Source organism: Kocuria sp. LUK, assembly GCF_021012935.1.
Classification (GTDB): Bacteria; Actinomycetota; Actinomycetes; order Actinomycetales; family Micrococcaceae; genus Kocuria; species Kocuria flava.
On sequence record NZ_JAJMZI010000001.1, the window covers coordinates 60,939 to 75,232 of the forward strand.

The window sequence follows — 14,294 nt, forward strand, 5'->3', positions numbered from 1 at the left end:
GCGCCCCGGTCCGGGTGCACAGCAGCACCACCGACCACCGACCCCCCTGGGAGCGCGGAAGCAATGAGCACCACCACCCCCGGCGCACCGGCCGGGACCGCCCGGCAGGACCCCGGTCCGCCGGAGCAGGACGGCCCGCTGGTCGTCTACTTCTCCTCGGTCTCCGAGAACACCCACCGCTTCGTCACGAAGCTCGGCTGCCGCGCCGTGCGCCTGCCCCTGCACACCGGGGACGAGCCGCCCGTCGTGGACGAGCCCTACGTGCTGGTCGCCCCCACCTACGGGCGGCCCAACGGCTCCGGCGCCGTCCCGCCGCAGGTCGTGCGGTTCCTCAACCGTGAGGTCAACCGCCGCCACCTGCTGGGCGTGATCGGGGCCGGCAACACCAACTTCGGCGATCACTTCTGCCTGGCAGCGGAGAAGATCGCCGCCAAGTGCGACGTCCCGGTCCTCTACCGCTTCGAGCTCATGGGGACCGAGGAGGACGTCCGCAACGTCACTCGAGGAATGGAACAGTTTTGGCGACAATGCATGCAGCTCCGGGCCTGAGCGTGGAGCCCGGCCACGAGGACGAGCGCGTCCCGGAGAAGTACCGGGGCCTCGGCTACCACGAGCTCAACGCGCTGCTGAACCTCTACGACGCCGACGGGAGGATCCAGTTCGACGCCGATCGGCAGGCCGCGCGGCAGTACTTCCTGCAGCACGTGAACAACAACACCGTCTTCTTCCACGACCTGGAGGAGAAGCTCGACTACCTGGTCTCGCACCACTACTACGAGGCCGAGGTCCTGGACAAGTACAGCCGGGACTTCGTCAAGGAGCTGTCCAAGCGGGCCTACGCGAAGAAGTTCCGCTTCGAGACCTTCCTGGGCGCGTTCAAGTTCTACACCTCCTACACGCTCAAGACCTTCGACGGCCAGCGCTACCTGGAGCGCTTCGAGGACCGCGTGGTCATGGTCTCCCTCTACCTGGCCGACGGCGACGAGACCCTCGCGACCCGCCTGGTCGACGAGATCATCTCCGGGCGGTTCCAGCCGGCGACCCCGACGTTCCTCAACGCGGGCAAGAAGCAGCGCGGCGAGCTCGTCTCCTGCTTCCTGCTGCGCATCGAGGACAACATGGAGTCCATCGGCCGCTCCATCAACTCCGCGCTGCAGCTGTCCAAGCGCGGCGGCGGCGTGGCGTTCGCGCTGACGAACATCCGCGAGGCGGGTGCACCGATCAAGAAGATCGAGAACCAGTCCTCGGGCGTCATCCCCATCATGAAGCTGCTGGAGGACTCCTTCTCCTACGCCAACCAGCTCGGCGCCCGCCAGGGGGCCGGGGCGGTGTACCTGCACGCCCACCACCCGGACATCTACAGCTTCCTGGACACCAAGCGCGAGAACGCGGACGAGAAGATCCGCATCAAGACCCTCTCGCTGGGCGTGGTCATCCCGGACATCACGTTCGAGCTGGCCAAGAAGAACCAGGACATGTACCTGTTCTCCCCGTACGACGTCGAGCGCGTCTACGGCATCCCCTTCTCCGACGTGAACGTCACGGAGAAGTACTACGAGATGGTCGCCGACGCGCGGATCACCAAGAAGAAGATCAACGCCCGCGAGTTCTTCCAGACCATCGCCGAGGTGCAGTTCGAGTCCGGGTACCCGTACGTGATGTTCGAGGACACCGTGAACCGGGCCAACCCGATCGACGGCAAGATCATCATGTCCAACCTGTGCTCCGAGATCCTCCAGGTCTCCCAGCCCTCCGCCTACGACGAGGACCTCGGCTACGCGGAGGTGGGCAAGGACATCTCCTGCAACCTGGGCTCGCTCAACATCGCCCTGACCATGCAGTCCCCGGACTTCGGGAGCTCCATCGAGACGGCCATCCGCGGCCTGACCGCGGTCTCGGACATGTCCGACATCACCTCGGTGCCCTCGATCCAGCGCGGCAACCGGATGTCCCACGCCGTGGGCCTGGGGCAGATGAACCTGCACGGCTACCTCGCCAAGGAGCACATCCACTACGGCTCCGAGGAGGGGGTGGACTTCACGAACATCTACTTCTACACGGTCACCTACCACGCCGTGCGGGCCTCGAACGAGATCGCCAAGGAGCGCAAGGAGACCTTCGACGGCTTCGAGCGCTCGAAGTACGCGTCGGGGGAGTACTTCGAGAAGTACACCCGGCAGGAGTGGGCCCCGGCCACGGAGCGGGTCCGGCAGCTGTTCGCGGAGGCCGGCGTGCACATCCCCACCCGTGAGGACTGGGAGCGGCTGAAGGCCTCGGTCATGGCGCACGGGATGTACAACCAGAACCTGCAGGCCGTGCCGCCGACCGGTTCGATCTCCTACATCAACAACTCCACCTCCTCGATCCACCCGATCGCCTCGAAGATCGAGATCCGCAAGGAGGGCAAGCTCGGGCGCGTGTACTACCCGGCGCCCTTCATGGACAACGAGAACCTGGAGTACTTCCAGGACGCGTACGAGATCGGCTACGAGAAGATCATCGACACCTACGCGGCGGCCACCCAGCACGTGGACCAGGGCCTGTCCCTGACACTGTTCTTCAAGGACACCGCCACGACCCGCGAGATCAACAAGGCGCAGATCTACGCCTGGCGCAAGGGCATCAAGACGATGTACTACTCCCGGATCCGCCAGCTGGCGCTGGAGGGCACCGAGGTCGAGGGCTGCGTGTCCTGCATGCTCTGACCGGTCCCCGGCACCACCACGAACTCCCCGGGTGCGCCCGCAGGGCGCACCCGGGTCCCCACCCCAGCGAGGAAGAGACCGACATGACGATGGAGAAGAGCGAGACCTTCGAGAAGGTCGACCTGCTCCACCACCAGGCGCAGGCCATCAACTGGAACCGGATCGAGGACCCCAAGGACGACGAGGTCTGGGACCGGCTCACCGCCAACTTCTGGCTGCCCGAGAAGGTGCCGATCTCCAACGACGTCCCGTCCTGGAAGACGCTGACGGAGGAGGAGAAGCAGCTGACGATGCGGGTCTTCACGGGCCTGACGCTGCTCGACACCATCCAGGCGACCGTCGGGGCCGTCTCGCTCATCCCGGACGCGACGACCCTGCACGAGGAGGCGGTGCTCACGAACATCGCCTTCATGGAGTCGGTGCACGCGAAGTCCTACTCCTCGATCTTCTCGACACTGTGCTCGATGAAGGAGATCGACGAGGTCTTCCGGTGGTCGCGGGAGAACCCGTACCTGCAGAAGAAGGCCGAGATCATCGTCAAGTACTACAAGGGCGACGATCCGCTGAAGAAGAAGGTGGCCTCGACGCTGCTCGAGTCCTTCCTCTTCTACTCCGGCTTCTACCTGCCGATGTACTGGTCCTCGCGGGCGAAGCTGACGAACACGGCAGACCTGATCCGCCTCATCATCCGCGACGAGGCCGTGCACGGGTACTACATCGGCTACAAGTTCCAGCGCGCCCTGGCCCTGGAGACCCCGCAGCGCCAGGAGGAGCTGAAGTTCTACACGTACGAGCTGCTCGAGGAGCTCTACGAGAACGAGGTCCGCTACACGGAGTCGCTCTACGACGGCGTCGGGTGGACCGAGGACGTCAAGAAGTTCCTGCACTACAACGCCAACAAGGCCCTGAACAACCTGGGCTTCGAGGCGCTGTTCCCGAAGGAGATGACCGACGTCTCGCCGGCCATCCTCTCGGCGCTGTCCCCGAACGCCGACGAGAACCACGACTTCTTCTCCGGCTCGGGCTCCTCCTACGTGATCGGCAAGGCCGTGAACACGGAGGACGAGGACTGGGACTTCTGAGCCCGGCGTCCTGAACCCGCCGGTGGAGCCGGGCGCCGGCGACCGGTGCTCCGTCCCCGGCGGGGACGGAGCACCGCACAGGAGTCCGGCTGGCGCGGAACCGGTCCGCCGGGATCCCGGCCGGAGCAGCACGACCACGGCGAAGCCCCTGGAGCTCCTTCTCCAGGGGCTTCGCCGTGGTCCCGGTCCCGACAGGCGGCGTTGCGCGCCCGTGGCACCGGCTCACGGCGCGGGCTGCGACACGTCGATGCCCGTGACGGGCACGCCGGCGCGCTCGTAGACGAGCGAGACCGCGCCCTTGGGGAACGCCCGGGGCGGCCCCGCCAGGGAGAACGCCGCGGGGACGGCGCCGTGACCGAGGAAGCGCTTGCCCGACCCCAGCACCAGCGGGTAGAGCAGGAGATTGAGCCGGTCGACGAGGTCCTCCCGCAGCAGGCTCACCACGAGGTCGCCGCTGCCGATGACGTGGATCCGCGCGAAGCGCTCCTTCAGCTCCCGCACCTCGGCTGCGACGTCCGACAGCACCGTGGTCCCCTCCCACGACGCCGCGGTGAGCGAGCGGGAGGCGACGAACTTCGGGACCGCGTTGAACCTCGCGGCGATCGGGTCGTCGTCGCCGTGGCCGGGCCAGTAGCCGGCGAAGATGTCATAGGTCCTGCGGCCGAGCAGCAGCGCGTCCAGGCGCTCGATCTCCGCGCTGATCGACTCGCCGGACGCGTCGTCGAAGTACGCCCCCTGCCAGCCGCCGTGCTCGAAACCGCCGGTGCGGTCCTCGTCGGGCCCGCCCGGTGCCTGGTAGACGCCGTCGAGCGTGAGGAAGAGATCGACCTGGACGATGCCCATGGTGGTCCTCCGGTGTGCCGTGCACGGTGCGTGCTGTGCGGGATGCCTGGGCCATCACCCTGACCCCGCGGCGTGCCCCGGTCAACAACCGGCGGCCGCATGACCTCGGGTTCCGTTCGGCCGGTCACGGCCGCCGGTCCCGGGGCAGCGCCTCGACGACGAGCTCATAGGCGTTGCGCACCAGTTCGTCGACCAGCTCCTGCGTGATGCCCGCACCGGCCGCGACCGAGATCCAGTGCCGCTTGTTCATGTGGTATCCGGCCCGGATCGACGGGAACTCCTGACGCAGTGCCAGGGCGTGCTCGGGCTCGCACTTCATCGTCGCGAGCGGTTCACCGGTCGCCTCGGTGGTCATGAGGAAGATCCTGCCTGCGACCTTGTACACGTCGTGCTCCGGGCCGAAGGGGTGCGTGAGGGACACCCCCGGCATCGCGGCCGCCGTCAGGGCGGCCGCCTCCTGGAGGGTCGTTCCGTCCATGGTGCTGCTCCTTCCGCGGCGCCCGCCGTCCGTTCCGTCCATGATCCTGCCTGCACCCGCACGCACTGCTCCGGGCAGGGTTCCCCGTCCGTGCCCGTGGGGCTGCCCGGCCTTGCCTGTCCTGCCCGGCCCGGCCTTGCCTTGCCTGCCCTGCCGGCCTTGCCCTGCCTGCCCGGCCTTGCCTTGCCTGTCCTGCCCGGCCTGCCCGGCCTGCCTTGCCTGCCCTGCCTGCCCTGCCGGCCCGCCGCTTCTACCGGTTCTCGACCGGCAGCGGGCGAACGGCACGTGCACCGCCGATCCGCACGCGGGCAGCGTCCGGGCTCTCAGAACGGTGGCGGGTCGTCGGGGGAGTGGCCCGGAGGACCTGTGGGCGGACAGGTGGCGTTCTGCTCGGCGGGCGGCGGAGCGGCTGCCGCAGCGTGGCGTGGGAGGCGGTCGCCCGGGGCGGCAGCAGGCGCAACGTCTCCGGGACCACGGGGGGAGCCTGCGGTGGCCTGCGCGGCCCAGGACTCCGCCGCCTGACCGGTGTCCCCTGCGCCCTCGGGGATCGCGGGGTGGCCCGAGCTCCGGTGGCACACGGCGTGCTCGGGTTCGGTCCGGTGCACCAGCCCGGCAGGGGAGACCCACTCGAGCACAGCGGTGGCGCCCGGCTCCGGGCCCGCACCGGGCGGACCGCGGTGCGGCCGCGGCCCGGGAGGGACGGCGACCCTCCGCACGGACCACCGCCCGAGCGGGCCGTCGCGGTGCTTGAGGCGGTGGTGGTGCCGGCAGAGCACCGCGAGGTTGTGCTCGGCGGTCGTTCCGCCGTCCTGCCAGGCGACGGTGTGGTCGAGGTCGCAGCGCTCCGCGCGGCGGCGGCAGCCGGGGAAGCGGCACGTCCCGTCGCGCAGCTCCACGAGCCGCCGCAGGTCGCGGGGCACGGCGTAGACGGTGCGGTCGTGATCGAGGACCACGCCGGTGCCGGGGTGGGTCAGGATCCGGTGCCACGCGCCGGCCCCGGCCGCCAGCCGGCGGGCGACCCCGGCCCCGATGGGTCCGTAGCCCGAGAGCACCGGCGCGCCGGTCCCCGAGCCCGCGGCGGCGGACGCCCCGGCAGCCGCGTCGGCGAGCACCGACACCGGCACCAGGACGCTCACCCGGGCCCTGACACCGCGAGGGAAGTCCGGCTCCTCCGGGAGGACGCCGTCCAGGAGGAGATCGGCGAGCACGTCGGCGCGCAGTTCACCCGCCGAGCGCGGCTCGGCGTCCTCGGGGAGCTCCGGGCGGGCCAGGCGGCCCGGTCCGGGACGACCGGGCGCCGGCACGCGCTCCCCGAGGCGGGAGGCGAGCTCCTCCAGCCGGTCGTGCGCCGCGAGCGCGACGTGGGCGTCCAGCAGCGCGTGCAGGTACGCGGTGCCGTCGGGGGCGGGCTCGACCCACACCGACCGGTTCTTCCGCGCGGCGCGCCGGCTGCGCTCCTCGGCGTCGGCGACGAGGACGGCCCGGCGGGAGCGGGCCGCGGCGCGCAGCTGGGCCGCCGTGGCCCGCGGGGCCCGCTCCAGGAGCTCCGACACCAGCCGGAGGACGGCGTCGACGGGCGGCGGGACGCGCTCGCGGGCCGTCCACGTGGGCGCCTCCACGACGAGCTCGCGCCACTGCTCGACCAGCACGGCGGCCTGGGGCGGGCCGATCCGGCCCTCCTCCAGGGCGGTGAGGACCTCGGGCAGCATCTCGGCGAGGAGGACGGCGTCCTCGACGCGCCGGCGGGCCGTTCCCGGGGGCAGCTGCAGCGCCGCGCCGACCTCGGCGGCCACGTCCAGCACGAGCTCGTGCTCCGCCTCGGCCAGGGGACCGAGGGGATCGGGGCGCGCCGATCCGGTTGACGTCTCCGCCTCGGCCAGGGCGGCGAACCGGGCCGCTGTCCGGACCGCCTGCGCCGCCGACCACAGCCGGTGGATCGAGCGCACCTGCGCCGCCACGGCCCGCGACTCGGACGCCCGCGCCTCGACGAGCTGGGCCGCGGCGGTCCGGATCTCCTGCCGGTGGTCCCCGGCCCCGTCCTCCGGGCGCGGGAAGTCCTCCACGTGCGCCGGGCCGGGGGCGCCCGCCCGGAACCCCGGCCGGAGTTCCGGGTCGGGTGCGCGGAGCCGGACCGATTCCGTCATGAGGTCATTGTCCGCGGCGCCTCCGACGCCGTAAGCAGTGGCGTGTGCGCCGCGCCCGCCGCTGTGGCGCCCCCACGTGCTCGGCGGCGGACCAGCCCGGAGGGAGGGACGTCGCACCCGGACGCGGCGCGGCGCCTGCGATGCCCGGACGAGGTGCCGCGGAGGCTCGAACGGGGTGCCGGGCATGCGCGAGGAGGTGCCGGGGGACTCTCGGGGGACAGTGACGGGGGCAGCGCCGGCGACTGTTCGGACGTCGTGCCGAGCGAGCGCGAGGAGGTGCCCGCGGTGTCCGGGTGTGGCGCCCGGACCGCCCAGGAGCACAGCCAGGGATCGTCGGGAACGACGTCCTGCGCACGCGCACGCCGTGCCTGACGCGCCTTCGAGGGGCCGGTGACCCCCACGACGGGTCCGCGGGTGCGTCGACACGGCGCCGGGGCGCGCAGGAGCGGGTCCGTGAACGCTCAGGTCCCGCGCCGCCGGCGGCTGTGCGGTGCGGTGCCGCGGGAGCGACGGTGCCGGACGTGCCGCACCGCGGTCACGACCGCCGTCAGCACCAGGACGGCGCCGATGAGCTGGAGCCCCGGCGAGTCGTCGGCCTCCCCGAGGGCGAGACCGGCGATGCCGGCGAGGAGGGCCAGGAGAGCGAGGAACCAGGTCACGGGAGTGCCTTCCGGGGACGGGTGCGTCGTCGGGGCGCGGCACGAAGGGCCGCTCCGTCCCCGCGCGACGGAGCGGGTGCGGACGTCGGTGCCGACCGGACCGGCACGTGCCGGCGCGGTGTGCGGGCGGGCACCGGGCGGTGGCCCCGGAGAGGGGGGCGGGGACGGGCCGGTGGTCCCGTCCCGGCGGCGGTCGGAGCGAGCGGGGGCAGGTCCCGGGACGGACTGTCCGGGCCCGGGGACCGGGGCCTCCGGCCGTGCGGCGGGGACCTCCGGAGGTCCCGGGCCCGCGCACGCTTTCGGCGGGAACAGGCCGCCGTCCCCGGTGCGCCGGGCGGGCCGTGCCCCGAGGCCGGTTCCGGGGACGGACGGCAGGGGCGGCGCGGACGCGGTCCCCGGCGCGGGCATCTGACCGGCCGACCGCTGCACGGCTCACTCCTCGACGTATTCGAGGAGGTCCCCGGGCTGGCACTGCAGCACCCGGCACATCGCCTCCAGGGTGGAGAAGCGCACCGCCTTGGCCCGCCCGTTCTTCAGCACGGCCACGTTCGCGGGGCTGATGCCGACGGCCTCGGCGAACTCGCCCACGCTCATCTTCCGCCGGGCCAGCTGGACGTCCAGGCGCACGACGATCGGCATCAGATCACCGCCTCCATGTCGGTGCGCAGCTCGGTGGCCCGCCGCAGCAGGGCGCGCATCACCACCATGAGCAGTCCCAGGACCGTGACCCCGGTCGTGGCCAGCACGACCACCAGAACGGGGCCCGGGTCGTCGGCGCCGAGGCCCACGAGCGCGGACACGCCCAGCAGCACGGCCCACGCCGCCCCGACGGCCCACACGATCGCGTCCACCCACACCAGCGCGGCGTCGCTGAAGATCCGGTCCTCGCGGACCAGGGTGAGCAGCCTCCAGGTGGCGACGACGACGACCTGCACGCACAGGATCCAGAACCCGAACAGTGCCGTCAGCGGCCACCGCAGGTGCGCCGAGCCCGGGGACTCCTGGGCCATGTGGGCGAACTGTCCGGGCATCGACAGGAACTGGAAGACGAGGAGGATGCCGAACAGCAGCACGAGGAAGACTCTGAGGGCCGCGACGGCCCAGCGCTCGGTGATCATGCATCGAGTGTCGGTCGATACCTATCGGAAGTCAATAGACATTCTGCGGTGGCGGTGTTCGCCGTGCCGCGGGAGCCTGCCGACTGCACGCCGGGCCCGCCGGTTGCCGCGGGGCGTCGCCGGCGCTCCGGCCCCCGTGCGCCGGTCTGCGCCTGCGGGCCCCTCCGCCCCCGGCGGTAGGCTGGTCCGGTGGTCGAGAAGAGCAGGTGGATGCAGCAGGTGGAGGCGGACCCGGGGCACTCCGCGTGGTACGTGGAGCGGTTCCGGGCGCTGACCGCGGCCGGCGAGGACGTCGTGGGGGAGGCCCGCCTCGTCGAGGCCCTCGTGCCGCCCGGCTCGCGGATCCTCGACGCCGGGTGCGGCCCGGGCCGGCTGGGCGGGCACCTCCACCGCCGCGGCCACGACGTCGTCGGGGTGGACGTGGACCCCGCCCTGATCGCCGCCGCGCAGGAGGACCACCCGGGCCCGCACTGGCTCGTGGGCGACCTCGCCGAGCTGGACCTGCCCGCCCGCGGGCACCCGGAGCCCTTCGACGCGATCGTGTGCGCCGGCAACGTCATGGCTTTCCTCGCCCCGAGCACCCGCACCGAGGTGCTGCGCCGCCTGCGCGGTCACCTGGCGGCCGGGGGGCGGGCCGCCGTCGGCTTCGGCGCCGGGCGCGGCTACCCCTTCCCGGAGTTCCTCGCGGACGCCGAGCACGCCGGTCTCGTCCCCGACCTGCTGCTGTCCACCTGGGACCTGCGGCCCTTCCGTCCGGACAGCGACTTCCTCGTGGCCGTGCTGCGCGCCGACCGGTAGCGTGGACGGTGTGAACGCCACCGTTCCGTCCACCCTGACCTTCGACTCCCGCTTCGCCCGGGACCTCCCGGAGCTGGCCCTCTCCTGGCAGGCCGAGGAGGTCCCCGACCCGCGGCTGCTCGTGCTCAACGAGCCGCTGGCCGCGGAGCTGGGCCTCGACCCCGCCTGGCTGCGCACCCCGGAGGGCGTGCGCCTGCTGGTCGGCAACCTGCTGCCGGAGGGCGCCGCCCCCGTGGCCCAGGCCTACGCCGGGCACCAGTTCGGCGCCTGGTCCCCGCGCCTCGGCGACGGCCGCGCCCTGCTGCTCGGGGAGCTGCACGACGCCGCCGGCCGGGTGCGGGACCTCCACCTCAAGGGCTCGGGGCGCACGCCCTTCGCCCGCGGCGGCGACGGCCTCGCGGCGGTCGGCCCGATGCTGCGCGAGCACGTCGTGAGCGAGGCCATGCACGCCCTGGGCATCCCCACGACCCGGTCGCTGGCCGTGGTGGCCACGGGCCGGCCCGTGCGCCGCGAGACGGTCCAGCCGGGGGCGGTGCTTGCCCGCGTCGCGGCCGGGCACCTGCGCGTGGGCACCTTCCAGTACGCCCGGTCCCGGGGCGACACGGGACTGCTGCGCCGCCTGGCCGACCACGCCATCGCCCGCCACCACCCCGGGGCGGCAGCGGCCGAGCACCCGCACCTGGCGCTGTTCGACGCCGTCGTCGCCGCCCAGGCCTCCCTCGTCGCGCAGTGGATGCACGTGGGCTTCATCCACGGGGTGATGAACACCGACAACACGACGATCTCGGGGGAGACCATCGACTACGGCCCGTGCGCGTTCATGGACGCCCACGACCCGGCCACCGTCTACAGCTCCATCGACCTCGGCGGCCGCTACGCCTACGGCAACCAGCCCATCGTGCTCCAGTGGAACCTCGCCCGCCTCGCGGAGGCGATGCTGCCGCTGTTCGACGAGGACCAGGACCGTGCCGTCGCGCTCGCCGAGGAGGTCCTCGGCACCTACCCCGCCCGGTACGGGGCGGCGTGGACCGACGGGATGCGCGCGAAGCTCGGGGTGCCCGGGGCCGACGACGACGACGTGGCGCCGCTGCTCGAGGAGCTCTCGGCGCTGCTGCGGGACAACCACGTCGACCACACGTCCTTCTTCCGCGGCCTCGGCGCGGCCGCCCGCGGCGACGCCCGACCCGCCCGGGACCTCGTGCTGGACCTGGCCCGCTTCGACGCGTGGGCCGAGCGCTGGCGCTCCCTCGGCCCCGACGCGGAGCTGATGGACCGGGTCAATCCCGTCTACGTCCCGCGCAACCACCTCGTCGAGGAGGCGCTCCCGGCCGCGGTCGCCGGTGACCTCGACCCGCTGGGGCGGCTGCTCGAGGCGGTGACCCGGCCGTTCGAAACGCGCCCGGGCCTGGAGCGGTACGCGGAGCCGGCGCCGGGCGACTTCGGGGCGAGCTACCAAACCTTCTGCGGCACCTGAGCCGAGCCGGGCTCCGCGGCGCGTCCGGGACGGCCCCCGCCCGGCCGGAGTGCCGCGCGCACGGCGTCCGCTCGCGGCGTGCGCCGTCCGTGCGACGTCCGCCGCGGGCGGGCGGGTGCTCACGGCGCGGCGGCGTGCACCGGTGGCCCGTCGTCGTCCCGGTGCGCCCGCGCACGGCGGACCTCCGCGGCGTCCCGGCGGGCGTGGGCACGCCGTGCCCACGGGACCGGCACGTCCTGCGCGCACGCCACGGCCCGCGCCGTTCGTCCCGGAAGTGCCCACGGCACGCGCTCGCGGGACGCCGGAGCGTCCCGGCGGGAGCTGGCCCCCGGGGTGATCCCGCCCGGCGGGTCCGGGCTCACCGGCGGTGCAGCGTCAGGATCTCCCCGCCGATCAGCCGCCGCTCCCCGGTCGCGCTGTCGCGGATCCACGCCACGCGCAGGGTCGCGGCGGCCTCCTCGACGACGCCGCGGTGGACCACCTCGCCCGCGCGGGAGACCTCGATCTCCGTCCCGGGCTCCAGGTCCTCCCAGTCCACCGCCGTCGTCCCGGCACCGGCCGTGCTCACCTCGGTCATCGCAGCTCCTCCTCGGTCGTGCGGGGTGTCCGCACCATCCTCGCCGGGCGGCGTTGCCGGAGGGTGACCGGCCGGTGAACGGCTCCGCACGGGCCGCGCGGAGCCGGACGGCCCCGGTCAGACGGTCTCGGTGGCGACCTCGGCGCCCAGGCGCGGCAGGCGCGGGTGCCGGGGATCCTCGGCGGGCCGGCCCACGGCCACGACGAGGAAGGCCCGGCGGGAGGTCCCGGCGTTGAAGCGCGCGTCGACACCCGCGGCGTCGAAGCCGCCCATCGGGCCCGCGGCCAGGCCCACGGCGCGCGCGGCCAGCACGAAGTAGCCGGCCTGCATCCACGCGTTGTCCCGGCCGATCCCGGCACGGGCCTGCGCGTCGGACTCGAACATGGCCCGCCGCTCCGGGGCGTGGGGGAAGAAGGTGGCGAAGTGCTCGTGCCACTCGGTGTCGTAGGAGAGGACCGCCACGGCCGGGGCGGTGCGGGTCTTCTCCTGGTTGCCGGCGGCCATCAGCCCGACCAGCTCCTCGCGGGCCTCGGGGGAGCGGACCCAGGTGATGCGCAGCGGCTGGTTGTTCATCATGGTCGGCCCGAGCCGGGTGAGCTCGTAGACGGCCCGCAGGTCCTCGTCGGTCACGGGCTCGTCGGAGAAGGCGCTCGCGGTGCGGGCCTCGAGGAAGAGGCGGTCGGCGGCGCCGGCGTCGATGGCGAGCCGGTCCTCGACCAGCAGGCCGGTGCGGGTCTCGGCGGTGTCCACGGTCATGGGGTCCTCCTGGGGCGGAACGGGAACATGCTGTTGACGATTCAACAACATGGGGGGCGCAGAGGATTTCCCCCGGGGACGTGAGGTCCGTCACGGCGAGGGTGCCCGGGCGGCGGGGAGCAGGCACGGGGGCGGCGCTGCGCGGGAGCACCCGGCCCCGGCGCCGCGCCCGCAGAGCCGCTGACCCCCGAAGTGGGGTCAGACAGGGGTGGGACCCGCGTGCCACGATGCCGGGGGAACAGGGCGCTCCCAGGGGCCACCGGGCTCCCAGGGGCACCGGGCTCCCAGGGGACCGGGAGTTCCGAGGGGGCGGCGAGTTCTCAGGGGGCCACGGCTGCCGGGGACCACGGTTCCTCAGGGAGCCCGTGCTCCCCGTGGACAGCAGGTCCCCGCGGACCACCGGACGACGAACGAGGGGGACTGCCGTGCCCGATGCCGCCGACCGGCCGGCGTGCGCCGTCCTGGGCGCGCTCGGTCTGCTGATGACCCTCGGCGCGCTGCACGAGTGGCGTCCCGGGGACCGCTTCAGCACCGTCATGGCGCTGGTGATGCTCGCGTGGACGCTCTACGCCGCCACCTGGGCGGTGCAGGCGCTGCGCTACCGGCGCGTGCCCGGCCGTGCGGGGGGCCCCGCCGCCTCCGGAGAGCTCGACGACGGCGCGGCGTGGGACCCCGCCGGCGACGGCGCGAACCGGCCCGCGGCCCCGCAGGCCGCCACCCACGGCGGTGCCTCGGAGCCCAGCAGGTGGGCCGCCCGCGCGTAGGCCTGGGCCTCCACGGCGCGGTCGGCGACCACGACCACCTGCCGCCAGGGGCTGCGCGCGGCGGCGCCCGTCACGGGGTTGACCACCGCGTGCTCCGGGCCCTCGACCACGGCCACGCCCCGGCGACCGCCGGCGAGCAGCCGCGCCCAGGCGGCGGCACCGAGGCCGGTCTCCGCGCGCAGCTCCCGCTCCAGCAGCACGGCGGCGTCGTCGTCCGGGCCGGCCACCGCCAGCGCGTCGCCGGCGCGGTGCAGCACGGCCGTCCCCGGCCTGTCGTGCTCCGCCGCCGCCACGACCTGCTCCGCCGCCCAGGCCCGGGCGGCAGGACCCAGGTCGAGGACCGTGCCGCGGGCCATGCGCAGCCGCCGGGTGGCGGGGTCGTAGGACAGCTCCCCGAGACCCGGGGCGGGTGCCGCCGGCAGCCCGTCCAGGCCACGCCAGGCCGCCCCGCCGGTGGTGGGGTCCACGAGCCCGCTGGTGAGCAGCGCCGCCCGCAGCGCCACGTCCACGACCGCGCCGAGGACGGGGCCGACCACCAGGTCGACGTCGTCGTGCTCGGCGCACCGGTTGAGCAGCGAGAGCTGCGAGTCGATGCGGTCGGGGGCCACGGCCTGCGCCACGGCGGCCAGGATCTCCCCGGCGCCGGCGGTCCCCGGACCGGTGTCCGGCCGGGCGGCGGCCTCCCCGGACGCCGCGGACGGTGACGCCGGGCCCGGGGTCCCCGGCTCCGGCGCCTGCGCCTGCGCGTCCGGGGACGCGGGCCGGGCGGCCTCCCGGTTCTCCTCGGGGGCCGGCGGGTGCAGCGGGGCGCGCGGTGGGACGGGCGGGTTCATGATGGCTCCTCGTGCGGGGGGTCTCGAGGGTGAGGTCCGCCACCATGATCGGGCAGACCGGGC

General features: G+C 73.7%; 14 protein-coding genes. 5 read left to right on the forward strand and 9 right to left on the reverse strand.

Annotated elements, in window-relative coordinates:
* The first annotated feature begins 63 nt into the window (after window positions 1-63).
* The 3 genes from nrdI to nrdF all read left to right on the forward strand — a co-directional run bounded on the left by nrdI (window position 64) and on the right by nrdF (window position 3,787).
* Window positions 64-549, forward strand: coding sequence for a class Ib ribonucleoside-diphosphate reductase assembly flavoprotein NrdI (gene nrdI, locus LQU92_RS00290; protein ID WP_101852189.1), 486 nt, complete (start codon window positions 64-66; stop codon window positions 547-549).
* Window positions 528-2,705: a class 1b ribonucleoside-diphosphate reductase subunit alpha gene (gene nrdE, locus LQU92_RS00295; RefSeq protein WP_230659638.1), complete on the forward strand. Its 2,178-nt coding sequence runs from the start codon at window positions 528-530 to the stop codon at window positions 2,703-2,705. The genes nrdI and nrdE overlap by 22 nt, the downstream gene beginning before the upstream one ends.
* A gap of 83 nt (window positions 2,706-2,788) precedes the next feature.
* Entirely contained in the window at window positions 2,789-3,787 is a 999-nt protein-coding gene (gene nrdF, locus LQU92_RS00300) for a class 1b ribonucleoside-diphosphate reductase subunit beta (RefSeq protein WP_180814670.1), read from the forward strand.
* Window positions 3,788-4,009: 222 nt separating this feature from the next.
* Here the strand turns inward: nrdF and LQU92_RS00305 are convergent, their stop codons facing one another.
* From LQU92_RS00305 to LQU92_RS00330, 6 genes are all read right to left on the reverse strand, one after another.
* Window positions 4,010-4,630 carry a dihydrofolate reductase family protein gene (locus tag LQU92_RS00305; RefSeq protein ID WP_230659641.1) on the reverse strand — a complete coding sequence of 207 codons (621 nt, stop codon included), beginning with the start codon at window positions 4,628-4,630 and terminating at the stop codon, window positions 4,010-4,012.
* Window positions 4,631-4,754: 124 nt separating this feature from the next.
* A complete protein-coding gene (locus tag LQU92_RS00310) occupies window positions 4,755-5,108 on the reverse strand; it encodes an MmcQ/YjbR family DNA-binding protein (protein WP_101852192.1) in 354 nt (117 codons plus the stop codon).
* 323 nt (window positions 5,109-5,431) lie between these two features.
* On the reverse strand, window positions 5,432-7,252 hold the full coding sequence (locus LQU92_RS00315) for an HNH endonuclease signature motif containing protein (protein ID WP_230659644.1): 1,821 nt from the start codon (window positions 7,250-7,252) through the stop codon (window positions 5,432-5,434).
* Window positions 7,253-7,713: 461 nt separating this feature from the next.
* Window positions 7,714-7,911, reverse strand: a complete 198-nt coding sequence (locus LQU92_RS00320; protein WP_101852193.1) for a hypothetical protein — start codon at window positions 7,909-7,911, stop codon at window positions 7,714-7,716.
* 432 nt (window positions 7,912-8,343) lie between these two features.
* Window positions 8,344-8,550, reverse strand: coding sequence for a helix-turn-helix transcriptional regulator (locus LQU92_RS00325; RefSeq protein WP_058858974.1), 207 nt, complete (start codon window positions 8,548-8,550; stop codon window positions 8,344-8,346).
* The gene (locus LQU92_RS00330; protein ID WP_101852194.1) at window positions 8,550-9,029 is read right to left on the reverse strand and encodes a DUF2975 domain-containing protein; all 480 of its coding nucleotides are present in this window, start codon (window positions 9,027-9,029) and stop codon (window positions 8,550-8,552) included. The genes LQU92_RS00325 and LQU92_RS00330 overlap by 1 nt, the downstream gene beginning before the upstream one ends.
* Before the next feature lie 189 nt (window positions 9,030-9,218).
* Here LQU92_RS00330 and LQU92_RS00335 point away from each other — a divergent pair, with 189 nt between their 5' ends.
* Both LQU92_RS00335 and LQU92_RS00340 read left to right on the forward strand, forming a co-directional pair.
* A complete protein-coding gene (locus tag LQU92_RS00335; protein ID WP_101852195.1) occupies window positions 9,219-9,827 on the forward strand; it encodes a bifunctional 2-polyprenyl-6-hydroxyphenol methylase/3-demethylubiquinol 3-O-methyltransferase UbiG in 609 nt (202 codons plus the stop codon).
* A 10-nt stretch (window positions 9,828-9,837) separates the two neighbouring features.
* On the forward strand, window positions 9,838-11,301 hold the full coding sequence (locus tag LQU92_RS00340) for a YdiU family protein (RefSeq protein ID WP_230659648.1): 1,464 nt from the start codon (window positions 9,838-9,840) through the stop codon (window positions 11,299-11,301).
* Between the two features lie 358 nt (window positions 11,302-11,659).
* Here LQU92_RS00340 and LQU92_RS00345 read toward each other — a convergent pair whose 3' ends face one another.
* From LQU92_RS00345 to LQU92_RS00355, 3 genes are all read right to left on the reverse strand, one after another.
* The gene (locus tag LQU92_RS00345; RefSeq protein ID WP_058858970.1) at window positions 11,660-11,878 is read right to left on the reverse strand and encodes a hypothetical protein; all 219 of its coding nucleotides are present in this window, start codon (window positions 11,876-11,878) and stop codon (window positions 11,660-11,662) included.
* A gap of 117 nt (window positions 11,879-11,995) precedes the next feature.
* Window positions 11,996-12,634 (reverse strand): malonic semialdehyde reductase, encoded by a 639-nt coding sequence (locus LQU92_RS00350; RefSeq protein ID WP_058858969.1) that lies wholly within the window; start codon window positions 12,632-12,634, stop codon window positions 11,996-11,998.
* A gap of 598 nt (window positions 12,635-13,232) precedes the next feature.
* Entirely contained in the window at window positions 13,233-14,231 is a 999-nt protein-coding gene (locus LQU92_RS00355; RefSeq protein ID WP_230659651.1) for an FAD:protein FMN transferase, read from the reverse strand.
* Window positions 14,232-14,294 lie beyond the last annotated feature (63 nt).

What these genes read in the sequence shown, in the direction of transcription:
- LQU92_RS00330 (WP_101852194.1), bottom strand. Translation starts at nt 9,029, where the DNA reads ATGATCACCGAGCGCTGGGCCGTCGCGGCCCTCAGAGTCTTCCTCGTG.
- nrdI (WP_101852189.1), top strand. Translation starts at nt 64, where the DNA reads ATGAGCACCACCACCCCCGGCGCACCGGCCGGGACCGCCCGGCAGGAC.
- LQU92_RS00350 (WP_058858969.1), bottom strand. Translation starts at nt 12,634, where the DNA reads ATGACCGTGGACACCGCCGAGACCCGCACCGGCCTGCTGGTCGAGGAC.
- nrdE (WP_230659638.1), top strand. Translation starts at nt 528, where the DNA reads ATGCATGCAGCTCCGGGCCTGAGCGTGGAGCCCGGCCACGAGGACGAG.
- LQU92_RS00345 (WP_058858970.1), bottom strand. Translation starts at nt 11,878, where the DNA reads ATGACCGAGGTGAGCACGGCCGGTGCCGGGACGACGGCGGTGGACTGG.
- LQU92_RS00325 (WP_058858974.1), bottom strand. Translation starts at nt 8,550, where the DNA reads ATGCCGATCGTCGTGCGCCTGGACGTCCAGCTGGCCCGGCGGAAGATG.
- LQU92_RS00310 (WP_101852192.1), bottom strand. Translation starts at nt 5,108, where the DNA reads ATGGACGGAACGACCCTCCAGGAGGCGGCCGCCCTGACGGCGGCCGCG.
- LQU92_RS00305 (WP_230659641.1), bottom strand. Translation starts at nt 4,630, where the DNA reads ATGGGCATCGTCCAGGTCGATCTCTTCCTCACGCTCGACGGCGTCTAC.
- LQU92_RS00315 (WP_230659644.1), bottom strand. Translation starts at nt 7,252, where the DNA reads ATGACGGAATCGGTCCGGCTCCGCGCACCCGACCCGGAACTCCGGCCG.
- nrdF (WP_180814670.1), top strand. Translation starts at nt 2,789, where the DNA reads ATGACGATGGAGAAGAGCGAGACCTTCGAGAAGGTCGACCTGCTCCAC.
- LQU92_RS00355 (WP_230659651.1), bottom strand. Translation starts at nt 14,231, where the DNA reads ATGAACCCGCCCGTCCCACCGCGCGCCCCGCTGCACCCGCCGGCCCCC.